The sequence below is a fragment of the Bradyrhizobium sp. AUGA SZCCT0105 genome (genome assembly GCF_018129565.1).
Classification (GTDB): domain Bacteria; phylum Pseudomonadota; class Alphaproteobacteria; order Rhizobiales; family Xanthobacteraceae; genus Bradyrhizobium.
Genome location: NZ_JAFCMK010000018.1, coordinates 53,024 through 76,387, shown reverse-complemented (window position 1 = coordinate 76,387; position 23,364 = coordinate 53,024). Strand labels below are relative to the sequence as shown.

Genomic DNA, 23,364 nt, shown 5'->3' with positions numbered 1-23,364 from the left:
GAAGTGTCCTTCAGAAAATGTCGCTATCGGATCAACCGCTTCATTTCAGAAAGACGGTTGCCAACTGACCTAAAACGGCTTCGTGGGTACCGTTAAGACCCTTGCCCTCGGCACCGTGAAGGCCAAGATCGTCCCGGCCGAGCGGACCTCGGAGAAGGCCCCGGACTACCGGATCTTCGCAGGCACCATCGAGTTCGGCGCCGGTTGGAAGAAGAAGTCCCAGGAGCAGAACCGCGACTATCTCTCGGTCAAGTTGGACGACCCGAGCTTCGCGGCTCCCATCTACGCCACGCTGGTCGAGGTGGAAGGCGAGGAAGGCCACTCGCTCATCTGGTCTCGCCCGAACCGCGACTGAGACGCCGCGCAGGTGGCCCCGCCGAGAGGCGGGGCCTTCGCTCGTAGGGCCGGAAAGGCGACCGATTTTGAACGCGCGTGTAAAGTTGGCAAGTGCTGCCTCATCACGCCGCCTATATTGCTATCATCGATAGCCAACCCGCGGCGACGGCCCATCACGTACGTTGAAGGGCGGAAGCATTCCTGTCGGACGGTCGAGGAGTGAATTTTCAAGCTGATACTCAGCTATAATAGCCGACCCAGCGCATCCGATTGCTCGGCGAATTTTCGGGCATTGGTCTTCCGAAGCCGTTCGAGGTTTTGCAGCTTCCATCGCAATCCGGGAAGCTGCTCCAAGTGCGGCAGGCCCAGTAGCGACCATTCGGGCGCTGCGGCAACCAGCGACAGCAGGAAGCGGCGCTCATCGGGGGTCAGACCTTGCTGCAGTTCGCGCATCATTCGCTCGCGCGCTGCCAAGAGCGCATCGAGCTCAACGGGCTCGGCGGTCATGCCCGCGAAATTGTGCTCGAAATCCTGCCGGATGTCGCGCAGTGACGGAAACAGGACTTCGTGCACCGGCCGGTTATGGCTCGCGAGATAGACGACGAAGGCGCGGCGGATGCCAGGCGTGATTCCCTCGTGCGCGAAAAGCTCGGTGACGTCGAACAGATCGCGGGGATGCTGCCGGTCCATCGCCGCAACCAATTTGCCGCCATACATGTCTTCGAACGACACCACCGGGATTTCGACATCCGCTTGCAGCGTGTCGCGCGCAGTCTCTGTCAGCGACGCCATGCGCACCGGATGGACGGTGCCACGCATGACGAAATTGACCTCGACTTTGACTTCGATGCCGCCCCGACGCACCAGCAGCTTGGTCTCGCCGGAATCCGTTGCGGCCGGCGCATGGGTCTGGAAGCCCTGCTTCTGCAGGCGCGCGGCCGACTGACGGATGGCCTCGTTGATGTGCTGCAGCGCCTGCTCGCGCTGCAGTGTGTGGTCGGGAAACACCAGATCGAGATCGACCGACAGCCGCGGCATGTCGCGCACGAACAGGTTGATCGCCGTGCCGCCCTTGAGTGCGAACGTATCCTCGACGAGCACCAGCGGCGCGACGTGTGTCAGCAACCGTGCGCTGTCGAGGTAGATCTGGTTCATGGCTTCAACACCAGGAGCCCATCATCGGAGCGTGACACCCAGGCCCTGTCGCTGCCCTTGGGCAACTGAGACGGATCGAGCTTGCCGGCCCAAGGCTGCGAGAGTTCGCGGCCGAGCTGCAAGCACAGGCGAACGGTCTTGACGCTGGTGCACCGCTTAAGCAGGTCTCGCAGCAAATCGGCACGCAGGCTGTAAGTGCTTTCGACCAGCTCGCGCGCTTCTTGCAGCGGCTGCCGGACGCCGACTTCGCTTAACACCTCCAGCAACGCGCGTTCCGGCGCCGAGACGAGAGGGCCGCCCTTGCGGTTCTCGAAAGGCCGGACATGAAGCAGCGCGCCGGGCTCTTCCTTGAAGAGTCGCTTGCGGTGGTACTCGGCTGGGAAGCGCTCGGTGAACCAGTCCGGAAGGCGTCCCGCTTTCCAGCCATAGAGGTGGAGGACAGGCCGTTGGGACAGGTATTGCCGTATGCCGTGCCAGTCGAGCGCGGACTTGCCGCCGACATGCAATCCTTCGAAACTCCGCTGCAGCAGGACGAGGCTCGGATGCAAGGCGGGCGGATCGTTCGGCCGGCAATACACGCCGCGGGCCAGCCGTTGCAACCAGCCGGCACGGACATAGTGGACGGCAAGGTCAGCCGAGATTCCGAGGGCGGCGAGGTCATCGGAGGTCAGCGGCATCGCGGGCGCCAAGTGGGTATAAAGCTTGTTTAGCTTATCCCTGTGAATCGTAGCCATACTACGATAATACGCTCTATTCTAAACCACTGCCACTATTAGATTTGACGTCAATATCGTAGTTGAGCTACGATAAGTAAGATCAAACCAAGTCAATCTTCAGGCCTTCCTCTCCGCGCGCCAGCTGGAATAAAGGCCTCGGTCCGGTGTATTGAGCGTTACCGGGGTTTTGCGTCACACCCTCCCGGGGCTGGAAAGGCCGCCGCCTGCGCTGAATTTCAAGCGGGCGGCGTTTTTGTGTCTTATTCTCGGCTCGGCGGCCGAGCATCCATAGCACCGACTTTCGCCGCTACAGGACGCCCCACGCCCGATAGCGTCCCCGCCCGGTCGCCTCGCGCAGGCCGAGTTCGGCCACCAGGTTTTGGGCAGCACGGGGAGTGATCCCGAGCTCCGCCGCAATCATGCCCGCGGAGACGATCGGCCTGGTCAGCACATAGTCGAGGAGAGCCGGCAGATTTGAAGTGGCCCGGCGGCCGGCGAGTTTTCGGGCAAGCAGATTTCTGGTCATCAGCCAGCGGTCGTGGTCCTTACGGCCAGATTCTGCGGCGGCGGTCATGGCGTCGAGTTGCACGACCAAACGCGCTGCGGCGTCGCGTGGCCGCCGGCGCTCACGCGGAATGTTCTTCAGACCAGCATGGAGGCACGGCAGATGCCAGCGCGTTTTGCCGCGGTCCCTCAACAGTGCCGCGGCGAGCAGGCGGCCGAGCCACGGCGTGTGCTCGAGCGGCTCGATCTCACCCCAGGCGTCGGCGGCAATCGCCCCTGCGAGGCTCGGCGGCAGGCAGCGGGTTTGGTCGACCACGGCGCGCCAGTGGTCGAGCCGTCCCTCTTCATCCCAGTCAGGATCGTAGACGAGAGAATCCCGATCAGGCCGAAACCGAGTCTCGTCGGCAAGCCTGCGCTCCGCCCTAGCGTTCGCTGCGTCGACCGCGTCGAAGGCAGCGGTCAGGTGGGCATCGGTCTCAAGGACGCCGATCGGCCCTTCAAGATCCACCTCCTCCCGCTCCACGTCGTCGTCCACCTCAAGACTCCCCTCACCTCCCTTCCGGTTGCTCGTCTCCTGTTCTCGCTCGCCCCGGCCGCGGAGGCTGGTGAGCCCGGTAGCTGACAGCGCCCACTCCGGCTTCGCATCGGCGATGCGCCGACGGGCGCGCAGCACCGCATGGGCGCGCGTCAGCTCGTGGGTGGGGGCGCGGACGTCCATGCCGGCGTCGTGGAGGACGAGGTCATCGAGGTGGACAAGTTCGCCGTCCAGCCACAGACTGGCGCAGGCATCAGTGAAGTGCGTCCGGCTGATTGCGCCGTCGCGGATTGGGCTTTTGGCCAGCCGCTCGTCGAGGCGGGCCAGTGCATCCTCGGCGGCGGCGAGCGGCCCGACGAGCTGGGCCCAGGGCAGCGGATCGGGGATTTTGTAGCTGCACAGCAAGGTCTTGATAACCTTAATGGGAACCAACGAAACGGAAACTAACACGACCTTTGCTTCCGTCATAGCGATGTCGGTTCCGGACGTCCCTTCTCGATCATTGCCCGATCAAAAGGATTGAATTCGGTTCGCCAATCAGCGGTTCTAGCGCCTTGGCGGCCGTGGCTTCAACCGCCGAGAGGGCGCGCCGATTGGCAGCTCCCTGCCCTCTTTCGGACGCTTCGTCGGTCCGGTCGCAGCATAGCTCTCGGGCTGGCTTCAGTCGGCTTGGCAGCTTCGCCGCGAATCACCGTTCAGAACTTCTGCCATGCCCCGCCTCGCTCCGATAGTAGCGCTTGTCAGGCCGCCTCGTCGGTCTGGGGGAAATCGGCGCCCTTGAACATCAGCGGTTCTAGGCGAGAGGGTCCCCGAGATTGAACCGGGTGTCGCCCTTACCGTAGTGAGGGTCATAAGGACGCGCAGAGGTCATCAGGTTTCTTATGGTTAGTATTCTATGAATGCCGACCTCCCAGTCTTCCGGTGGTGCTTCGCATGTCCTGGGCTGGAGGCGAGACCAATCTTTTCCGAATGAACTCATCGGATCCAGATCGACGAGGGCTGACGGGCATGGCTCGACGGGACGGACGTGCGTCGGCGACGTGGATCCAAATGACCGCAGGACACAGATTGTTGTCAGCTGACAACAACTGCTCCAGGGACTGGTTGGTAGCTGGCACCGCGTGAGTCGATTCTCCCCTGCCCGATCGAACCGACCTCGTTCTGATGTCACGCAACTCTGCCAGATTGGATTGTCGGTCGGCCTTGCGCCCGCGAACGCAGTGCCGTTTCGACGCCGGACACCGCGCATTAGCTTCCTGACGCATCGGATCCAGGCAAGGCGCGAGCTCAACTTGCTCGTCGTCCAGTTCCTTCTGGACAATCCACGGTCACGCCTTGATCCCGATGCCGACTACGATAGGGGCCGGCTGCGCGTTCGCCTGCCGATACTGGCGCCGCCATCCTCTTGGGCGGCCGGTCGCAGGGAGATGATGTTGTCAGCTGACAACATCCGTCGCGCCTTCCTGATGCCCTGCGATCGAAGCCCCTTGCTTGGGATGGAATCCTAATGCGGCGCACGGGCGTGGAACTTACCGTCTCCCAAGCCTTGGATCCGGCTCGGCGCAAGCCGATCTGCAGTACGGCGTGCCGGTCCAGGTGAGGACCCGGGGCCACGTTATCCTGCTTCGCCGCAGGCAGGGCCGGGCTGGTTGGTGGCGCTGCGGCCGGGCCCCCTCGGTGCGATCAGGCTGCGCAAGAGCAATCGCAGATTCGACACCTGGTCGCCCGACCGGTTGGAGACCTGTTACCGTGTGCCGCGCTTCGTGCGAGTGGCGCCCAGTACAATGCCGCGGTAGCGCATCGGCCAACGCCGTGACAGCTTAACTGCGTCCGGACCTGGCGATCCAACATCCCACAACGTCCTGCCGCTCGCTATCCTGCTCGGGTGTTTCGACGCGGCGGGGCAGGGCGCCTTTCGTGGGACCGCCGGTCCGGGCGTCGGGGTTGAGTAGCTTGAGCGGACCCACCTCGCATTCCGACGAAGCAATTCCCCGGGGGCGACGACTGGCTGGGAAGCGGGAAATAGGGACGTTCGCGCGGGGAGAGAAAACCCCCCGTCAAGCCCGGTGCACGCTGAGTCGATACCAGAGGCGAGGAGTTTACTGCGCATGGAAGGAGGCCCCGGCGCGCCGCGGGGTAGCAACACTGATCGGAGCAGCAGGTGGCGTGACTGCAGAATGACGCTTGGGGTGGTCCGTGGAGCCCAGCCGAATCACGCTATAGTAGAGGCTCGCTCCGCCGGCTGGGGCCATTGTTGTCAGCTGACAACAGCAAGGCGACGCCAATCGGCCGTTTGCTCGCTGTTGGGCGCGCCATCGGGCGTTAAGAACTCGTTAACCCTTTATTTCTTGCTCAAATCATAGAATCGTGGCCATCTCTCAAGACGGAGTTTAGGCGTCTGACGCGCAAAAACCGTCTTGAGAAGGCAAATGGCGATCTTAGCGGAAGATTTGGTTACGATGAGCGAGACCGCGTCTGCGCGGATCTCTCGGCATGCCGGCATTCTTTCCGGCCAGCTTCGCTCGCTCGCGACGACGCTTTTCCCGCCTTCAGCGAGCAAGTCGCTCCGGTCGTTCACCTCAGGGGAGGTTGCACGAATTGCGGGAGTGTCCGATGGGTATCTTCGGCAGCTTTCTCTCGACGGACTTGGACCGACCCCAGCGACAGGAATCGGGGGACGACGGTCTTACACTCTGGGTCAGATTCATGAGTTGCGTGGGTATCTAGCCACCGCGCGGCCCCGCGAAGCAATGGAATTTCTTCCGCGCCGGCGCCCAGGCGACAAGCTACAAATCATCACCGTCGCGAACTTCAAAGGCGGCTCCGCCAAGACGACGACGGCGTTGTATCTTTCGCAATACCTCGCCCTTGCCGGCTTTCGGGTCCTCGCGATCGATCTCGATCCGCAAGCTTCTCTGTCAGCAATGTTCGGGTACCAACCCGAGTTCGACATCGCCGCGAACGAAACCCTCTACGGCGCCATACGATATGACGAACACCGGCGGCCAATGCGCGAGGTCGTTCGGCCGACCTATTTTGACGGGATAGGTCTCGTTCCAGGCAATCTCGAGCTTATGGAGTTCGAGCACACAACACCTCGAGCAATGGTCGAGCGGCGTGAACGCGGACACGACTTATTCTTTCGCCGTGTCGCCAGCGCCATCGACCAAGTCGCCGACGACTATGACGTCGTCGTCATCGACTGCCCACCCCAACTTGGTTACTTGACCATGGGCGCGCTGAACGCGGCGACCGCGATGCTCGTGACCATCCATCCTCAGATGGTCGATGTTGCATCCATGAGCCAATTTCTCCTCATGACGTCGGACCTCATGTCCGTCATCGAGGAAGCTGGCGGGCGACTCGATCACGATTTCATCCGGTACGTCATTACGCGTCATGATCCCAATGACGTGCCCGAAGCGCAAATCGTGGCTCTCCTCCGGACCCTTTTTGGATCGGACGTGCTCCAGGCCACAGTGTGGAAATCGACCGCGATCGCCAATGCTGGTCTCACCAAGCAATCACTTTACGAGCTGGAGCGCGGCGCCGTAGGGCGGGGCGCCTACGACCGCGCATTGGAATCGGTCGACGCGGTCAATGCCGAAATCGCGCAACTTCTTAAGAAGGTGTGGGGTCGATGAGCAAACGTACTGACACTATCAAGAGCCTTTTCACGGCCCCGCAATCAACTGCGTTGTCAGCTGACAACATGCCCGGTGCGTTGCCGCGGGTCTCGTCGGGGTCAGTCCGCTCGTTGAAAGACACTTTTTCCGGAGTCGAGAAAGAGAACGAGGAGCTTCGCGATAGAATTGCATCCGGGGCTATGATCCTCGAGATCGACCCCTCGCTTATCGATCCGTCACCGCTGGCCGACCGCTTTCGCGACCAGGATGATAGCTCGTTCGAGGCGCTTAAACAGTCGATCTCACAGCGTGGCCAAGAAGTGCCCGTTCTCGTTCGGGAGCATCCTGAAGTAAAAGGGCGCTACCAGAGCGCCTACGGTCATCGCCGCGTCCGCGCTACGCGGGAGTTGGGTATCCCCGTCAAAGCGATTGTGCGATCGCTGTCAGATGAAGCGCTTGTCGTGGCGCAAGGGCTCGAGAACGCACCACGCGAAGATCTGAGCTTCATTGAGCGCGCCACCTTCGCGATGCATATCGAAGATGCCGGGCATAGCCGGTCAATCGTGCAAGATGCGTTGTCGATCGATCGAGCGGAGGCCTCGAAACTTCTTGCCGTGGCCCGGTCAGTTCCAACCGATGTCGTTCAAGCAATCGGGAAGGCTCCGAAAGTTGGCCGCGGCCGCTGGCAGTCATTCGCTGAATTGATCAAGGATGCGGCGGCGCTCAAACGTGTCAGAGCGGCAATCGCTGATCCGAAATTTGCAGAGCGAGAAACTGATGCACGATTTCTCGCAGCATTCTCAGCAGCTAGCCGTCCGCCGTCCGCGGGCACATCGAAGGCTTCGGAAGAGAAGCCGGTCTTTTCCGCATCCGGCGATAAGATTGCGCAGGTGCGTCATGCCGAGCGCGAATTGAAGCTTACCCTCGACAAGAGTGTCTCGGCGACGTTCGCGGCATTTCTTGTCGACCAACTCCCGGCGCTGTTCGACGCCTTTTCCAAGACGAGCGGCGGTCAGGAAACTACCGAGGCCTGATGGCCTCGTCCCGTAAACACGAACCAGGAGCAGACAAGGCAAAAGAAAAAGGCCCCCGAAACGGAGTTCCGGAAGCCCTTCTCTTCAAGTTTGGCGACTGACAGAGAATCACTTTCGCGAATCGCAGTCAAGAGTTTCTACGCGATTTTATCGTCGTTTCGGCGAGCAGGTTTCCTTTGCCCAGCTGAGGCAAAGACATGCAGTCACATTCTCCAACGACGCCCTTCGGGCGGCGATCGTTGACGCTTGCCCATGTGGCAAGCCAAATGGTCGCAACAGAACGCCCTCCCGAAAAGATCGTCCACAAATGGAAGATCTTCCACGCCATCTGCACGGCACGGCCGCGCCTTGGCGTGTCGGAGCGTTCGCTCTCGGTGTTAAATGCGCTCCTGACCTTCCATCCTGAGACCGCGCTCACAGGAGAGGATGATCTGATCGTCTTCCCGTCGAACCATCAGCTCAGTCGGCGGGCGCACGGCATGCCGGCATCGACGCTGCGGCGTCACCTCGCTGTGCTGGTCGACGCGGGACTGATCGTTCGGCGTGACAGTCCGAATGGCAAGCGGTATGCGCGGAAGGACGATGCCGGCGAAATCGAGCTCGCCTTCGGCTTCGATCTATCGCCGCTCGTCGTGCGCTCGGAAGAGTTCGAGAGCCTGGCGGCCGATATCGAAGCCGAAGCCCGCGCCCTCAAACTGGTGCGTGAGCGGATCACGCTGTGCCGGCGCGACATCGCGAAGATGATTGCAACTGGCATCGAGGAAGGTGTCCCAACGCGAAGGGCGGGGCAGGGGCCTGCCGATTGGCAGGAGGTGCATGCTGCGTTCCGCGCAATGGTCGCTCAGATTCCGCGGACCGCGACACGCCAAGAGCTTGAGCCGATCGCCGACGAGCTATCGCAGCTGGCTGATGACGTGCTCAATCTTCTGGAAGCACACATCAAATCCAAGAATTCGAGCGCCAATGAGTCCCATTCTGAGCGCCACATACAGAATTCAAATACCGAAGCCCTAATTGAACTTGAACCTAGCCTCCGAGAAGGCAGGGCGGCGAGAGCTGAACCTAAACCTCAACCATCGCGAGTCGCCGAGAGTACGTATCCGTTGGGAATGGTCCTGAGTGCATGCCCGGACATCGTCGATTATGCGAAAGGTGGGATTTCGAACTGGCGCGATTTCCTCGCGACCGCGGCCGTTGTGCGATCGATGCTGGGCATCAGCCCGAGCGCTTGGGAGGAGGCGCGAAAGGTTATGGGCGAGGTGCCCGCAGCCATCGTCGTCGCGTGTATCCTGCAGCGCGGGACGGCGATCAATTCCGCCGGCGGTTATTTGCGCGGTCTGACGCGAAAAGCGGAGGTCGGCGAATTTTCGCTTGGTCCGATCCTGATGGCGCAGATCAATTCTCGCCGGCGAGACAAACAGCGGGCGTGAGGCAATGAAGCGCCGTTCCCAGACCTTGCTTTTTCGTGCGATCGAAAATACGCCCACTGACCCAGCTGCTGCGCTGGGTCGACGCAAAGCCGTTCGGAGAGACCGCCATGGCAAAACACCCTCCAATCGTCCTCACGCCGTTCCTCCAGCCTCGTGATGAAGGCGCGGCGGAGCAACGGATGTACGTGGCGGGGTTCGCGGACGAGGCGGGCGAGGCCTGGGGGACGCTGATTCCGTTGGATGCGGAGATGGTCGAGCACGCCGTTCTTGGACAACAGACATTAACCGTTTGGTGCAACTCCGACGGTCGCATCCAACCGCAACCGAGCAGCGATAGTCTGTTTGAGGAGCTTCTGGAGAAAGGCCAGTTGAAGGAGAGGCCCCTCGATGAACTCGTCGCCGAAGCGATCGAGCAGGGCAAGAATGAACCCAATGAAGAGATACTCGATATGTTCGAGACCATGCATGAGCGGCTGGTGCGGGCGGAGGGCATGGTTGCTGACGAGATCGCGCGGCGCAGGCGATGACCCCCCTTCGCGGCGCGCGTGCGCGGTTCAGTGCAGTAGGGCTTAGCTTGTACTAACGCGAGCACCGCGACCGCGGGCGGCAGACACCCGGACCGGTCGATGAACACATAGAAAACCGACGACCGGGCCGCGCTCCGACTAGTCTTAAGCTTCGCCGGAGCCGGAAAACAGCGCCGTCGGTGGCGTCGCGCCGGCGGCGGGAGGGTCCGACCGTCCGGGGCTCCCGGTCTGCTCTTGAGATCGTATCGCTGGGCTAGGTCGAGTAGCCGCCGCTTGGTGAACGGATCGGCGTTCTCCGCCAGATCGCGCGCCCGCTGCGCGAAGCCCCTGTAAAATTCTTCTACGACGCCACCCCGCAACATCACTGAAAATCGGATTTCAGTGTGAGACGCGCTCCACGTCAAGCGGTCTGGTGCATGCGGACAATTTTCGTCGATCTACTTGTGCTCGCGGCGCAAGCGGAACTAAGCTGGTCCCGGCAGGCAAAAACCATGACTCCGCTCTACCTCAGCCGGAAGCTGTGCCCGAAGTGCGGTAAGCCGATGACGGCCGTGCCAGACGATGTCACGCCCGGCCGGCCGCGCTACGTATGCCCGGTCTGCGAGGACGATCCGCTGCGCGATCCTGCCGCCCGGAAGTGGGCCGACAGCCCGCTGCGAGCGCCGGCCAAATAACGCTCGAGTTAAAATCGAGCCGGGCTGCCGGATTGCTGCAGAGGCCGAATGTGCTCACAAGCCTCTCCAACGCTGTGGAGTTGCAACCCGAACGCCCAGCTTCGTTCTATCGCGCGTGCCGGCGGAATCGCCCCGGACTCGGAGGCCGGCATGTCCAGCGAGGCTAGCATCTGTTTCACGCCTCGCAGGGCGGTCGGTCGCATGGATGGGGACGGCGGGGTTGCATCCAACTGGCGAGTACGTCGCCAGCCTCGTTATCGATCTTGCGATGGCGAGTTCGACAGGTGCGCCGACGTTGTTGACAGCGACGGTTTCCATTGCGGGTGATGACGCGGCGCTTAGGTGGCCTGCTTAAGGTGAGCTACGTTTCGTTGCGACGCCCGTTACTTTGATGCGAATGGCCGAACCGACTAGGGCTGCCTGTCTTCATTCCCTGTGTTTTCGCGACAGGCGCCCCCATCAGCGTCCTCGATAGAGGCTGGTCTGACCGAAGACCGATCCCGCTTCGCGGGCTCTCGATCTTGTCCCTGCAACGACCGTCCTCGACTTTCTTCCCCTGGCGCTGCGCACCATTCCTCGCGGTCCAAAGAAAGTCGCTGCCGGCCGCCCTCCATTTCATTTCGGCCCTCCGGGTGCAGGTCGATCGCCTCCGGTCTCACGACCGCCATCGAGGTCGCGATAGGCGCGGCACGAGAAAACCAAGGGAATGAGACAATGGCAACCATCGGCACCTTCACCTCCACGGGCAATGGCTTCTCCGGCGCCATCAAGACGCTCAACCTCAACGTCAAGGCCAAGCTAATCCGTGTCGAGAACCCTTCCGACAAGGGACCGCACTTCCGCATCTACTCGGGCAACGTCGAACTGGGTGCTGCCTGGCAGAAGACCGCCAAGGACACCGAGCGCGACTACCTCTCCGTCAAGCTGGACGATCCGAGCTTCCCCGCTCCGATTTACGCCACCCTGACCGAGGTCGAAGGTGCGGAAGGTCTCCAGCTGATCTGGTCCCGGCCGAACCGGGACTGAGGCTCAGCCAGTGGGCTCCGCCGCAAGGCGTGGCCCACTCCCTTCGACTGGAGATGCGATCATGACCATCGACACCATTGAAGAGGTTCGCGCCGAGCTGCGCGGATGCGTATTCACGCCGGCGGAGCGCAAGTCGCTCGAAGTCGAACTGGCCGAACTCATCCGCCAACGCAACGAAGCGCTCGCAGCCGAGGAGGGGGCATAAGCCCCCTCCTCCTGCATCTTACGACGCACCGTCGTTACGCGATCAGGATCGATACTTCATGAGCTCGAACACAATCTTCCCGACCATTACGCACAGGTCGAGCCGGCCAACGACCGGCAACGCCCGCGCGACCTGATCGGTGCCCGCCCGGCGGCAGATCGGCCCCTGTAATGCGGACTACGCTTCGCTATCCGCCTTACGATTTCGCGCACGGGCGGATGGAGCCTGACAGGCGTGCTTCCCTAACGCAAAATCCGCCCGCTCGTATTGACTCGCATTGCGAATGGGCGAATCCTTCCAACAACGCAATTGCCACCGCCAATTTCAGCACTACGAATTTCGGCGCCCCGGCCTTCATCGGCGCCATCTGAGTAAATTCTTTCTGAACAGAAACGGAGGGGCCGATGCGCGCGCTCGCCTTGAGAACCGTCTCTCTTCTCGCCCTCGCTATCCTGGGCTCGATCTCCGCCACGCCTGCCGCACGCGCGGAGGATGGGACAGACGAGCAGTTTGGCAAGGTTCACTTCCAGACCTCCTGCAACGAGGTGGCGCAGCGCCGCTTTGACCGCGGGATGCGCTATCAGCACTCGTTCTGGTACCGGCCCGCGAAAGAGATTTTCGAGGAGACGTTGCAGGCCGATCCGGAATGCGCGATCGCCTATTGGGGCATTGCCCTGAGTCTGCTGTACAATCCGCATTTTCCCGCGCCGAAGGAAAACCTCACCGAGGGCCTCGGCGCTCTGCAGAAGGCCAAGGCACTCGGCGCCAAGAGCGAACGCGAACGCGACTATATCGACGCGCTGCTGGCCTTCTATTCGGGCGACGAAAAGACGACGTTTGGTCAACGCGCGCAGGCCTATCTCAAGGCTACCGAAGCCGTCGCCGGGCGCTATCCCGATGATGACGAGGCGCAGATCGCCTACGCCATCACGCTGAATGTCACGGCGTCACCAAACGACAAGACCTATGCCAACCAGCTCAAGGGCGCTGCCATCTTGGAGCCGATCTTCAAGCGGCAGCCGCGGCACCCCGGCGTCGCGCATTACCTGATCCACCTCTACGACTATCCGGCGATTGCAGAACGAGGTCTCGACGCTGCCAAGCGCTATTCCGAGATCGCGCCGGCGGCGCCGCACGCTTTACATATGCCGTCGCACATCTTCACGCGCGTCGGCTACTGGAACGAATCCATCGACGCCAATAGCCGCTCCGCCAAGGCTGCCAAGGAGGGCAAGGACCCCAGCGAGCAGCTGCATGCCGACGACTACATGGTCTACGCCCTGCTCCAGCTTGCGCAGGACAGCCGAGCCCGCGACGTCATCGCGGACATGGTTGCGACCACGGGGTATGCGCCGGCCGTCCGCGCCGGTCCCTACGCGATAGCGGCCAGCCAGGCGCGCTATATGGTTGAGCGCGGTGATTGGCAGGGAGCTGCCGCGCTGAAGGTCGAGCCGAGCCGGTTTGCCTATGTCGATGCGATCACCTATTTCGCCCGCGCCCTTGGCGCCGCGCGCTCCGGCAATGCAGACGCAGCAACTCCGGACATCGCCAAGCTGGCGGAGTTGCGGGACAAGCTGCAGCAGGACAAGGACGCCTATTGGGCTGAGATCGTCGACATTCAGCGGCAGGTCGCCACAGCCTGGCAGCTCAATGCCCAGGGAAAACAGGCCGAGGCGTTGGAAGCGATGCGCCTTGCCGCCGATGCGGAAGACAAGACCGAAAAATCCATCGTGACGCCGGGACCGCTTGCCCCGGCACGCGAGCTTTACGGGACCATGCTGCTCGAGCGCGGCATGGCGACCGAGGCATTGGCCGCGTTCGAAAGCACCGTGCGCAAGGAGCCGAACCGCTTTGGCGCGACGATTGGCGCCGCTCACGCCGCCGAGAAGGCGGGTGACGCCGTGAAGGCACGCCAATACTATGCGAAAGTCGTCGACATGGCGCGCAATGGCGACTCCTCGCGCGAGGACCTCGCGGCCGCACGAAAGTTCATGGCTCAGAATTAGCAAAAGTGCCGCGGTAGCTTCCATGCGCCTGACAAGCAAATTCATCGCGCTCGGCGCAGCCACCGCGCTGCTGTGCGCAGCCGTTGCGGTCTGGATATTGCGATCCGGCGAACAAGCGCGCGCAACAGCGGCATCCGACGAAGTCCGCCCGGTGTGGACGGAAACCGACTGGCCTTTCGGCTCAGACCCCTGGGGGAAAGGAAAGGCGTTCCGCTGCAAGGCCGACGATTGCGGCGGCGAGGTCCAGCTCTACGTTCGCGCCAAGCTCGGCTTTTGCAATTGCGCCACCGGCGTCGCCGACGATGGCGACCTCGAGCAAATGGGCGACCTGGCGCTGATTGGCAAGGTAACGCCGATCGGTGCCGGCCGAGAGATCATCGTCGGTCCGATGCGCGGCCGCAGCCGGGCCTATCGCGTCGAAGGGAATCGCAACGCCGCGCTCTCACTCGCCTTCAATCAGCGCTGCGACATGGTGGCCGCAACGGCTTTAGTTGGACCGGGCGCGCCCGCGTCGCTGGAGCCGGCGGTGCTGGCGTTCCTTAATAGCGACCGCATGTTGAAATGGGCCGAGATCGCGCTTGGGTTATGACTCAGAGCAATTCGGCTTCCGTGGTTCGCAGAACCATAGGACCTCCTACTCTTCGTCAAGGATAACGTCCCTTAGTGGGGTGTGAGCTCCGTCTTGTTTCGATTTTGCTTGGTCTGGCATCAAGGCCGCGAAACAGATAGAGCCGCGATCACAGGCAGAGCCTCAATCCTCGAAAGAATGGCGGATCAGCGACATTTCTCCGAATAAGGTGGGCTGCGTGGATAGCGCATGGGACCGCCGCATATTGTGCGCGGCTTCGATGCGGCGCAGATGAAGCGGTTCTGGTTCGGGTTTCGGCACAGACAGATTCTCGCTTCCGACGGAAGCGGCGTCCAATGAGTTTTATGAATCGACCGGGCAGATCGATTCATTTTATCAATAGGTCCATTGCACCGGAAATGCCGCGACGCGTCCTATTGCCGGATCAAATCTCTCCTCGATGGAGACCTCGGCATCGGGACGCACGCGTCGCAATGCCAAGCTTGCAATTGCGCCAGTCTTTAGCAGACAGCCGGCCGCAAGAGATCGGCTCCTAATTCAAAGCCTCCTGCGGTTCTTCCAGCCCATGCCTGCTTGGGCGAGCCCCTTCGGGGACGGCTCTACTCGCGCCGCAGCGGCGACGCTCCCGGAGCCCACAAGCGGTCTCCGCGCCTTCGCGTGACGATCCTCTCGCGACCTATCGCGGAGCGACCAGCAACGAGCACGATTGCCGGCTCACTTCGCCAGAATTTCCCTCGATGGCTATGGGCTGACCTGACTCTTGTGGCAGGGGATTCGCCGGACGAATTCCGGGATCGTTTCGGTGATCGGATTCGCAATCCGTCTGTTGGTTCAAACCAACATCTCCAGGACATGATGGACACGGACATGACTCCCGCGCTGTTAGATCCATTTAGGGTCTTAAGATGAGGACCATTGTCATCAACAATCAAAAGGGCGGGGTCGGCAAAACGACGCTTGCTGTGCATTTGGCCTGGTTCATGGCGGAAGCGGATCTTCGCGTTCTCGTGATCGACGTTGATGCGCAGAGCAATGCGTCGGACACGTTGAGGCACTACGCCGGTTCAACGTTAGCCGCGGATCTGTTCAAGCCGGGGACTCGGGTCGTACCTCGTGAAGGCGAAGGCCTAACGCTTGCGCCGGCCGATAGCTCCCTGACCGATCTCGATCGCAGCAGTGCGGCCGCCATAACGACTCTGCAAGAGAACCTCGCTATCGCGTCCGATCAGTTCGATGCCTGCGTCATCGATACGCCGCCATCATTGGGACTGCGCAGTGTCGGCTGCCTGGTTGCGGCGTCGCATGTGCTGGCCCCCATCTATCTAGAGGACTATTCGATCAAAGGCGTCAAAGGTCTGATGCAGACCGTGATCGGCGTGCAGAGACGCTATGGCCGCCAGGATACGAGGTTCCTCGGGTTGCTGCCTTCGAATTTCAACACGAAATCGCCCCGTCAAAGGAGCCATCTTGAGCAACTGTTGCGCGAGGCGGGCAAATATGTGTTCCCGGGTCAGATCGTTGCAAGGGACGGCTACGCCGAGGCCGTTGCGGAACGCCTGCCGGTGTGGAAGCTGAAGCGCCGCTCTGCGCAGGAGGCCGGTCGGGAAATCCGCGATGTTCTCGCCAAGATCGTCGCGCAGATGGACGAGCCGGCACATGGCGCTTGATCTCAGCTTTAAGCAGCTCATAGACGCCGCGGAAGATGCTAGCGCCTCAACCGGGCAACCGACTTCGATCTCCATCGACCGTATTGACGAAGATCCGGACCAGCCTCGTCGCAATTTCGACGAACAGAAGCTCGAGGAGCTTGCGGAATCAGTCCGTCAGCATGGCGTGCTGCAACCGATCGTGCTGCGGCAAGCGACCGAGGAAGGTCGGTACGTGATCGTCATGGGTGCGAGGCGGTATCGTGCCGCCAAGCGCGCTGGGCTCCGTGACATCCCGGCCTTCATTCATGCGGTTGGTTCTGCGGATCGTTATGTTCAGATGATCGAGAATATCCAGCGCGACGACCTTAATGCCCCCGAAATTGCGGCGTTCATCGCGGGCCGCTTGGAGCAGGGTGATAACCAAGCCGACATTTCGCGCAAGCTCGGCAAGCCGAGGGACTGGGTGTCTCGCTACGCGTCGGTCCAGAGCATGCCGGAGTTCCTCCAGTCGAAGCTTGCCGGCTCATCAATCCGTGCTGTGTATGAACTCTACCAGGCTTGGCGTGAGCAGCCCACCGCCATCGAGACTTTATGCGCAGCACAGGAGAGTTTCACCGATGCCCAGGCCCGTCATTTGGCTCGCAAAGTTCGGACGGAAATCCGCGGCTCCCCTGCTGATGGCGAAGGGCCGCCTGGAGCTCAACCCGCACGAAGCCCGATCGCACCGCAAGTGGCATTGCGACTCACAGAGAGAGATCGTGTAACCGCGATCGCGGAAAAGTCCCCCAACCCTTCGGTCGATCGGAACGCACGCATGAGCCCGTCACTGACGATCAGAGTGCGTCACCAAGATCGCACTGGCTGTCTTCTGGTCGATCGACTCGCGTCTCAAGGCTCCCGGCACGCAGTACTGTTGGTCGATGGTGCAGAAGAAGCGGAAGAGGTTCCGGTATCCACCATCACAATCGAAGAGATCCTTTTCGCATGAAGCTTGTCTTAGACAGCCTCCTCAGAGAAATTGCCGCCATTGGTGCGCCGGCGGAGCGGATTTCCCATCCGAAGGATGGCGCGTTAGCGCAGCAGCCGGAGGCCGAACGCGCCCCCCACAGCGCTGTAGAGAGGCCGGAGGCTGCTGGAAAGCCGCGGTCCACATACTCGGTGCCAATATTGCCGATCCGCGTTCGTGGAGCACAAGGATTAGGGGCGACGGCTGCGTCATTCCCGGAGGAATTCTCCGCATCGATCGTAGGCTGGGTTGGATCTCACCGGCAGCTCCCGAGCCTTGGATGCCGAGACCATTGGTTTGAACCAACACGGAGGGGGTGGAAGGATTCGCACTCTCTAGTGCAGGATAGGCTTCGCGCCAGCGATGTATTACATCGCGATTGGGATTGGCGTGCATGGCTCTGATCTCGCTTCGCGTCTCCGACGAAGTCGCGACGGAGTTCTCAGCTTTTGCAGCTACCCAGGGCGGCAAATCCGCGCTGCTGCGGCGTCTCATTGCTGATGCGCTAGCTGCACCGGCGCCGCGCATCTTGGCGTTGCCGGTCGGACGACCGGAGAAGGTGACAGTGCGATTTCGCGAGAGCGAGATGCGGCAACTCGCGGAAGTTTCACGTCAGCGTGGCATGACGCGAACCGGCTGGATCGTCGCGCTGGTGCGCTCGCGGTTGGGATCACCCGTGCAGCATTCCCCGGACGAGCATGAAGCGCTCCGCGCGATCATGCGCGAGCTCAACCGGATCGGCGGCAACATCAATCAGATCGCGCGTGCGGCAAACACCAGTGTGCTCCAGGGCAGGGCGGTCGAGCCCGATCTATCCGCAATTCAAGATGCCAGAATGGTCATTGAAACAGAGCTCGCGCAACTGCGTAATGCGTTGAAAGGCAACGCAGATTATTGGGATGGGTGGCGATGAGTCGGCGTTATTCGCCGCGGCCGACCGAGCTGGCCGCCGAGCTTCCGCCGATCTCGTATGTCTGGGAAACGCCCAATCGGCGTCCACGGCGCGCCGAGTGGGATATCCCCGATCCGGCTGCTCCCGGCCGCCTGACGCCGGCGATGCGTGCAAAGCTCGAACGCATAGTGCGCCGAGCGCCCGAGGTGATGGTCAAGATCACCGGCCGTACCAAGAGCGTAGCGCATCTCAAGTCGCACCTGGCATACATCACCCGAAACGGCGAGCTTGGTGCGGAAACAGAGCAGGGCGCGACGCTGACGGGTCGTTCCGGATTGAAAGACCTGCAGCAACGCTGGGAGGATGACGCCGGTCTCGACGACAGGCGCCGCCGCGATGGATCGCTTTCGATCAACATCATTCTGTCGATGCCGGCTGGCACCGATGCCATCGCAGTCAAGGATTCAGCCCGGGCATTTGCCATCGAGACGTTCGGCTACAATCACGACTACGTCTTCGTCCAGCACCTCGATGACAAGCACCCCCATGTGCACTTGACCGTTCGGTCCTTGGGCCATGACGGCAAGCGCCTCAACCCCCGTAAGGCGGATCTTCAGGCTTGGCGGGAACGGTTTGCTGGCGAGCTCCGGCTTCGCGGGATCGCGGCGGAGGCAACGCCGCGGCGAACCCGGGGACGGGTTCGAAAGGGCGACCGCGGGGCGGTGCTCGCATTGCGCAAGCGAAAGATTACGCCCGATGTCGATCGGCTCGCCCGAAAGGAAGTGCTTTCGGAGGTGGGGGGCGACAGGACTGCCAAACATCCTTGGGACGAACAGATCAAGTCACGTCAGGACGCGATCCGGCGGCGATATCTCGACTATGCCGCGGAACTGCAGCGCTCTGGAGCAGCAGCAGATCACGAGTTAGCTCGCCAAGTTCGGCAATTCGTCGACGACATGCCCGCTGTCGAAACCCGGCGTCATGCGTTGAAGAAAGAGCTTTCCGAGCTTGCTAGTAGTCGGCGCCGCGGAGCAGAGCAGGGGGGCGATGACGACGTACGCAATCACAAGCGAGATGATGAGCGGACAAGGTGATTGGACTCGCATGATCAGATGCTCTTTGAGCAAAAAGCCAGATCTCCGGGGGCGATCGGAATGGTTCGAACAAGTTCCCGGGAGGCGTCATTTCGACGAGACACGGCTTAGTTTGCGGCTTCTGATGTCCACTTTCTATCGGGGGTTCGAATCCCTCCCTCTCCGCCACTCAAGCGAGAAGTACGAAAAACCCAATAAAACCGGGCATTTCTCGAGCCACCGGATTCGGACGGTGGAGACCCGCGGTGGAGACCCTGGTGGGGACCGCGGCCGGCTCAAGTTGCCATCATTACCCCGCTGGCGAAAGCCCGAATCCTTCGAAAACAGGCCAGTTTCTCGACTAGCCGAGTCCTTGAATCCGACTTCGACGATCCGATGCGACGGCGGCATGTCCAACCTCGTATGCCAAAGCAGGCCACCGGCCAAAAGCAGGACGGTTCGAGAAGGAGCGCCGGGCTATCGAGGGCCGACCGTGATCTGCTGGGCGGTCACGCTGCGGAGTAAGTCGTGATCGGATGCACATCCGCTGACGATCTCAAAGTGCTCGCCCCCAGACTACGAATCTGAGGGTTGGACGTTCGAATCGTTCCGGACGCGCCAGTATTTTAAGGCCTTTCTTGATTTGCACATCGGCCGGATAGCTGCCTAATTTAGCTATCATCTAGCAACCGGCGGATACCGAATCCCCTCCTCCGGAGGTACTTGTCTCATTTTTTCTGCGACAGGTTCGAGCAGGCCATGCTTTGCTCGAATTTACAAAAGGGCATTTTCGCTGGGGACGACCCGGACCAAAACCAAGAACGGTCAGAGCGCGCCAAAAGTGCCGCGGGCTGCCTGCTGCCAAACGTACGAATAGACGTTGTTGGCTACCAGCTTCTTCTCCTCGGCCGTGAAAGGCGGCGTTGGCAGGCTGGCGTAGATCTGATCGAGGATGAAGACCTCGACATCCGCCTTGGTCTGCTCCTTTTCCCAGAAGCGGTCGAGTTCCGCCAGCCGGGCCTTGATCGAGGCAAGCAACTCGCGGCTGGCCTGCTTCACTCGTTCGCGGGACGTCCTGTCGAGACCATCCTTCTGGAGCAGGTCGAACAAGGCCAACTCATCCTCGCGCAGCCCCTCCCTCGTTGCACGCATTTGTTCCTCGTCGAGACTATTCACCAGTTCGACGAGCCGGCGGAAGGTCTCCTCGATTGCCGTACGATCCTTCTCACGGTTGTAGTCGGCGACGATATCTTCGTATCTGCGTTGGTAATCCATCCGCGTCGGGTTGCGGGCCAGCATCTGGGCGAGCTTCTGTTCGACGATGTCCCGGATGTCCTGAATCGCTGTCGCCTTGCGACTGACCTTTTTCGCAAATTCCTCACGCAGCTTTTCCAGATTGATCTGGCTGAGATCGAACGTCAGCCCTTCGGCCTGGTCCTCTCCCGGCGCCTGCGTCCGGATTGCCTCGTTTATGATCCGGTGCAGTTCCTTAAGCAGGTCCGTCACATCCGCGGTGTCGCGGCGTTCGGTTAGCTTCTTGTAAATCGCCTCGATATTGTCGTGCCGCTCGGCATAGGCGAACGCCGTCGGCTCCATGAGCAGCGCCTTAAAGCGGATGAACACCTGTCGCGCCAGTATTTCGAACCGCCGCTTGGCTTCGTCGCTTGCATAGACGGCATTCACTGCGTCGGCAAATCCTCCGATTCGCGCGAACCCCGTGGCCCCGATGAGTGAGCCGGGATCGAAGCCGAGGTTCCGAAGGTGCGCCTCGGTTGCCTCGATGGCCTCTATGAGCGCCTGCACCCGTTCCTCGATCGGTGCAAGGATGTCGCCGCCACCAGCGCCGTCCTCGCCGAGCGCATACTGCGCCAATGCGGCGCGAAGGCTTGCCAGCATCCCGTTGTAATCGACGATCAGTCCGAAATCCTTGCCAGGATAGACACGGTTGGCCCGCGCGATCGCTTGCATCAGGGTGTGAGCCTTCATCGGCTTGTCTATGTAGAGCGTCGAGAGGGGCTCCACGTCGAAGCCCGTCAGCCACATGGCGCACACGATCGCTACACGGAACGGATGTTCCGGTGTCTTGAAGGCGGTTTCGGCATCGACGCGCCTGCCATCGTTCGTCTCGAAACCCTGTTTAATAAGGGCTCGATGCGGAATGATGTCGAAGTCCCATTTCTTGAAGTCGGCGACCTCGTTCTGCGCCTCGCTGATGATGATCTCGATGACGGTTTCGTTGATCCAGTCCGACTGGCGCTTCAGTTTCGCCGCTTCTTCGAGCAGCGCGGCGCGCGCCACTTCGTCGGCTGCTGCCGCCGCTTCCGCCTGCTTTGCGTCACCGGCACGCCGCACCTGTGCCGCCTTCGTCTCCCAGAGCGGGATGATGCGCTGATGCATGCGGGCGCACGTTATTTTGTCGATGCAGACCAGCAGCGATTTTCCTGACTCCCATCGGGTCGCGCAGTGTTCGACGAAATCCATGGCGATCTTGTCGAGCCGCTCGTCGGCAGTGATGATTTCGTAGTCCTTGCCGAGCAGCTTATCAAGCAACGCCGCCTGATCAGGATCGAGTTCGGCCTCCTCGATCTTTTGCGCGATGCGGCTGTTGAGATCCTGCCGCGCGACGCCAAGCTTCTCGCCGCGGTTCTCGTAAACGAGCTTGACGGTGGCGCCGTCCTCCTCCGAGCGCTTGAAGTCGTAGCGCGAGACATAGTCGCCAAAGATGCGCTTGGTGATCTCATCTTGCTTGAACAGCGGCGTTCCAGTGAAGCCAATGAAGGCCGCATTTGGCAGCGCGATCCGCATGTTGCGCGCCAGGCGTCCTGATTGCGTTCGGTGCGCCTCGTCGGAAATCACGATGATGTCGTCGCGCTCGCTGTAGGGGTGTTTGGGATCGACGTCCCTGTTGAACTTGTGAATGAGGCTGAAAATATACGGATGGTTCTCCTTCAAGAGGCGTTCAAGGTCGTCTCCTGTTACGGCCCGCGGCGTCTCCTTGCCGGTGATGCCGCTGCCCGCGAAGGTTTTGTAGATCTGGTCGTCGAGGTCGTGCCTATCGGTCATCAGCAGGAAGGTAAAATTGCCCTCCACTTTCCGCCGCACCTTTTCGGCGAAGAAGGCCATTGAATAGGATTTGCCGCTGCCCTGCGTGTGCCAGAACACGCCGAGGCGTCCCAAATCGGGATGTGCCCGCTCGACGATGCTTACAGGCCCTTCAGGGATGAAAGGCGACTGAGCGGCTTCCTCCATCCCGACCGACGCCGGCAGGCGCCGCCGATCCTTGGTCGGTCGCTTCTCCAGTGGTAGTTCGATGACGCGATGACGCAGCCGCTTCTCAAGCGGGAACTCGCGCTTCAGTGCCTCCTGCCGCTCGACCGATGACACCGCAAGGTTGACGCCGAGAACTTGGTGATTGCGAGCCACCACCTTGCGCGTCGCACCCGGCTTGCTCTCGTCGAACAGCACATAATTCTCGATGATGTCGAGCAGCCGGTCATGCGCCAGCATGCCATCGAGCAGCGCCTCGGCATCGACCTTGCCCTTGTCGGCCTCTTCGAGGCGTTTCCACTCGTAGAAGTGCTCCCATTCACTGGTAATCGAGCCGTAACGGGCGCGGTCGCCGTTGCTGACGATCAGGAACGCATTGTGATGGAAAGCATGCGCGATAACGTTCTCGTCCATGTAGTCGGAGAGATTGCCGTCGAATCCTGCGCGGATGTTCTTGTAGACGGCTTTCAGCTCGATGAAGACAAGCGGAAGGCCATTGACGAAGCAGACGAGATCGGCGCGACGATTGTAGTTCGGCGTCCGCAGCCCGGTGAGCTTCAACTCGCGGACGGCAAGGAAGCGGTTCGAGCCTGGCTTATTGTCGAAGTCGATCACGCGGGCGCGGGCGTTGCGGAGATGACCGGCTGCGTCGCGATACGAGACCGGAACTCCGTTGCGAATCAGGCGATGGAAGTCCTGATTGTGTTGCACCATCGAACGGCTGAAATCGTGAACGGTCAGCGCCCTCATGGCCTCGTCGATGGCCGATGCTGGAAGATCGAGGTTGAGGCATTCAAGCGCAGCGCGGAGGTCGCGGGTCAAGACCGCCTCAGTCGTATCCTTCCGCCGCAGCGTGCCGTCTGGCCCAAAAGTTTCGTCGTTGAAGGCATAGACACTATCCCAGTTGAGCTTGTCCTTGAGGTGCCCGGCGAATGTCGCCTGCACCAGCTGGTCCTCGCTGTTGATGGGAGTGAGCGCCATGGTCAGCGGGCCTTTGGCATCACGCCGTTATCTCCCCGTTCATGAGGCGGGGAAGGAGGAGGTCGCGCGCCTGGGTGAGTTTCTTGTTATTTCAAGGACCCCTACCTGACTTTGGTAATCTGTCACGATCTCC

General features: G+C 61.2%; 18 protein-coding genes and 1 pseudogene. 14 read left to right on the top strand and 5 right to left on the bottom strand.

Translation table 11 applies throughout. From position 1 onward, the window contains the following. Nucleotides 1–82: 82 nt before the first annotated feature. Nucleotides 83–355, top strand: coding sequence for a DUF736 domain-containing protein (locus JQ573_RS38975; RefSeq protein WP_212320471.1), 273 nt, complete (start codon nucleotides 83–85; stop codon nucleotides 353–355). A gap of 224 nt (nucleotides 356–579) precedes the next feature. On the opposite strand, the gene JQ573_RS38970 is transcribed toward JQ573_RS38975, so the two are convergent. The 3 genes from JQ573_RS38970 to JQ573_RS38960 all read right to left on the bottom strand — a co-directional run bounded on the left by JQ573_RS38970 (nucleotide 580) and on the right by JQ573_RS38960 (nucleotide 3,714). Then, nucleotides 580–1,491 carry a nucleotidyl transferase AbiEii/AbiGii toxin family protein gene (locus tag JQ573_RS38970; RefSeq protein WP_212320469.1) on the bottom strand — a complete coding sequence of 304 codons (912 nt, stop codon included), beginning with the start codon at nucleotides 1,489–1,491 and terminating at the stop codon, nucleotides 580–582. Further along, nucleotides 1,488–2,225 (bottom strand): type IV toxin-antitoxin system AbiEi family antitoxin domain-containing protein, encoded by a 738-nt coding sequence (locus tag JQ573_RS38965; protein ID WP_211404685.1) that lies wholly within the window; start codon nucleotides 2,223–2,225, stop codon nucleotides 1,488–1,490. The genes JQ573_RS38970 and JQ573_RS38965 overlap by 4 nt, the downstream gene beginning before the upstream one ends. Nucleotides 2,226–2,514: 289 nt before the next feature. After that, nucleotides 2,515–3,714, bottom strand: coding sequence for an RHE_PE00001 family protein (locus tag JQ573_RS38960; RefSeq protein WP_212320468.1), 1,200 nt, complete (start codon nucleotides 3,712–3,714; stop codon nucleotides 2,515–2,517). 1,961 nt (nucleotides 3,715–5,675) lie between these two features. On the opposite strand from JQ573_RS38960, the gene repA reads away from it, so the two are divergent. From repA to JQ573_RS38940, 4 genes are all read left to right on the top strand, one after another. Continuing rightward, complete coding sequence (gene repA / locus JQ573_RS38955) at nucleotides 5,676–6,890, top strand: plasmid partitioning protein RepA (RefSeq protein WP_212020665.1); 1,215 nt, start codon at nucleotides 5,676–5,678, stop codon at nucleotides 6,888–6,890. Beyond that, the gene (repB, locus tag JQ573_RS38950; protein WP_212320467.1) at nucleotides 6,887–7,906 is read left to right on the top strand and encodes a plasmid partitioning protein RepB; all 1,020 of its coding nucleotides are present in this window, start codon (nucleotides 6,887–6,889) and stop codon (nucleotides 7,904–7,906) included. Before repA ends, repB begins: the two co-directional genes overlap by 4 nt. Nucleotides 7,907–8,103: 197 nt before the next feature. Then, a complete protein-coding gene (gene repC, locus JQ573_RS38945) occupies nucleotides 8,104–9,336 on the top strand; it encodes a plasmid replication protein RepC (protein WP_212320466.1) in 1,233 nt (410 codons plus the stop codon). A gap of 107 nt (nucleotides 9,337–9,443) precedes the next feature. Further along, nucleotides 9,444–9,863, top strand: a complete 420-nt coding sequence (locus tag JQ573_RS38940) for a hypothetical protein (RefSeq protein WP_249132756.1) — start codon at nucleotides 9,444–9,446, stop codon at nucleotides 9,861–9,863. A 144-nt stretch (nucleotides 9,864–10,007) separates the two neighbouring features. Here JQ573_RS38940 and JQ573_RS40500 read toward each other — a convergent pair. Then, nucleotides 10,008–10,225, bottom strand: a pseudogene (locus JQ573_RS40500) (hypothetical protein). A gap of 129 nt (nucleotides 10,226–10,354) precedes the next feature. On the opposite strand from JQ573_RS40500, the gene JQ573_RS38935 reads away from it, so the two are divergent. The 9 genes from JQ573_RS38935 to JQ573_RS38895 all read left to right on the top strand — a co-directional run bounded on the left by JQ573_RS38935 (nucleotide 10,355) and on the right by JQ573_RS38895 (nucleotide 19,004). Next, entirely contained in the window at nucleotides 10,355–10,537 is a 183-nt protein-coding gene (locus JQ573_RS38935) for a zinc ribbon domain-containing protein (RefSeq protein ID WP_212020673.1), read from the top strand. Between the two features lie 714 nt (nucleotides 10,538–11,251). After that, nucleotides 11,252–11,563: a DUF736 domain-containing protein gene (locus tag JQ573_RS38930; protein WP_018273795.1), complete on the top strand. Its 312-nt coding sequence runs from the start codon at nucleotides 11,252–11,254 to the stop codon at nucleotides 11,561–11,563. A gap of 61 nt (nucleotides 11,564–11,624) precedes the next feature. Beyond that, complete coding sequence (locus JQ573_RS38925; protein ID WP_188108185.1) at nucleotides 11,625–11,768, top strand: hypothetical protein; 144 nt, start codon at nucleotides 11,625–11,627, stop codon at nucleotides 11,766–11,768. A gap of 404 nt (nucleotides 11,769–12,172) precedes the next feature. Continuing rightward, nucleotides 12,173–13,774, top strand: coding sequence for a hypothetical protein (locus JQ573_RS38920; protein WP_212320463.1), 1,602 nt, complete (start codon nucleotides 12,173–12,175; stop codon nucleotides 13,772–13,774). Nucleotides 13,775–13,796: 22 nt separating this feature from the next. Beyond that, nucleotides 13,797–14,363: a hypothetical protein gene (locus JQ573_RS38915; RefSeq protein ID WP_212320461.1), complete on the top strand. Its 567-nt coding sequence runs from the start codon at nucleotides 13,797–13,799 to the stop codon at nucleotides 14,361–14,363. Between the two features lie 905 nt (nucleotides 14,364–15,268). Then, nucleotides 15,269–16,030 carry a ParA family protein gene (locus JQ573_RS38910; RefSeq protein WP_212320459.1) on the top strand — a complete coding sequence of 254 codons (762 nt, stop codon included), beginning with the start codon at nucleotides 15,269–15,271 and terminating at the stop codon, nucleotides 16,028–16,030. Beyond that, complete coding sequence (locus JQ573_RS38905) at nucleotides 16,020–17,000, top strand: ParB/RepB/Spo0J family partition protein (RefSeq protein WP_212320457.1); 981 nt, start codon at nucleotides 16,020–16,022, stop codon at nucleotides 16,998–17,000. Before JQ573_RS38910 ends, JQ573_RS38905 begins: the two co-directional genes overlap by 11 nt. 412 nt (nucleotides 17,001–17,412) lie before the next feature. Continuing rightward, complete coding sequence (locus tag JQ573_RS38900; protein ID WP_212320455.1) at nucleotides 17,413–17,931, top strand: plasmid mobilization protein; 519 nt, start codon at nucleotides 17,413–17,415, stop codon at nucleotides 17,929–17,931. Beyond that, a complete protein-coding gene (locus JQ573_RS38895) occupies nucleotides 17,928–19,004 on the top strand; it encodes a relaxase/mobilization nuclease domain-containing protein (RefSeq protein ID WP_249132755.1) in 1,077 nt (358 codons plus the stop codon). Before JQ573_RS38900 ends, JQ573_RS38895 begins: the two co-directional genes overlap by 4 nt. Nucleotides 19,005–19,808: 804 nt before the next feature. Here the strand turns inward: JQ573_RS38895 and JQ573_RS38890 are convergent. Further along, the gene (locus tag JQ573_RS38890) at nucleotides 19,809–23,231 is read right to left on the bottom strand and encodes a type I restriction endonuclease subunit R (RefSeq protein WP_212320453.1); all 3,423 of its coding nucleotides are present in this window, start codon (nucleotides 23,229–23,231) and stop codon (nucleotides 19,809–19,811) included. Between the last annotated feature and the right edge of the window lie 133 nt (nucleotides 23,232–23,364).

Bases quoted from the DNA above. Each gene is read 5' to 3' on its own strand.
- JQ573_RS38970 (WP_212320469.1), bottom strand. From the start codon at position 1,491: ATGAACCAGATCTACCTCGACAGCGCACGGTTGCTGACACACGTCGCG.
- JQ573_RS38965 (WP_211404685.1), bottom strand. From the start codon at position 2,225: ATGGCTACGATTCACAGGGATAAGCTAAACAAGCTTTATACCCACTTG.
- JQ573_RS38960 (WP_212320468.1), bottom strand. From the start codon at position 3,714: ATGACGGAAGCAAAGGTCGTGTTAGTTTCCGTTTCGTTGGTTCCCATT.
- repA (WP_212020665.1), top strand. From the start codon at position 5,676: ATGGCGATCTTAGCGGAAGATTTGGTTACGATGAGCGAGACCGCGTCT.
- repB (WP_212320467.1), top strand. From the start codon at position 6,887: ATGAGCAAACGTACTGACACTATCAAGAGCCTTTTCACGGCCCCGCAA.
- repC (WP_212320466.1), top strand. From the start codon at position 8,104: ATGCAGTCACATTCTCCAACGACGCCCTTCGGGCGGCGATCGTTGACG.
- JQ573_RS38940 (WP_249132756.1), top strand. From the start codon at position 9,444: ATGGCAAAACACCCTCCAATCGTCCTCACGCCGTTCCTCCAGCCTCGT.
- JQ573_RS38935 (WP_212020673.1), top strand. From the start codon at position 10,355: ATGACTCCGCTCTACCTCAGCCGGAAGCTGTGCCCGAAGTGCGGTAAG.
- JQ573_RS38930 (WP_018273795.1), top strand. From the start codon at position 11,252: ATGGCAACCATCGGCACCTTCACCTCCACGGGCAATGGCTTCTCCGGC.
- JQ573_RS38925 (WP_188108185.1), top strand. From the start codon at position 11,625: ATGACCATCGACACCATTGAAGAGGTTCGCGCCGAGCTGCGCGGATGC.
- JQ573_RS38920 (WP_212320463.1), top strand. From the start codon at position 12,173: ATGCGCGCGCTCGCCTTGAGAACCGTCTCTCTTCTCGCCCTCGCTATC.
- JQ573_RS38915 (WP_212320461.1), top strand. From the start codon at position 13,797: ATGCGCCTGACAAGCAAATTCATCGCGCTCGGCGCAGCCACCGCGCTG.
- JQ573_RS38910 (WP_212320459.1), top strand. From the start codon at position 15,269: ATGAGGACCATTGTCATCAACAATCAAAAGGGCGGGGTCGGCAAAACG.
- JQ573_RS38905 (WP_212320457.1), top strand. From the start codon at position 16,020: ATGGCGCTTGATCTCAGCTTTAAGCAGCTCATAGACGCCGCGGAAGAT.
- JQ573_RS38900 (WP_212320455.1), top strand. From the start codon at position 17,413: ATGGCTCTGATCTCGCTTCGCGTCTCCGACGAAGTCGCGACGGAGTTC.
- JQ573_RS38895 (WP_249132755.1), top strand. From the start codon at position 17,928: ATGAGTCGGCGTTATTCGCCGCGGCCGACCGAGCTGGCCGCCGAGCTT.
- JQ573_RS38890 (WP_212320453.1), bottom strand. From the start codon at position 23,231: ATGGCGCTCACTCCCATCAACAGCGAGGACCAGCTGGTGCAGGCGACA.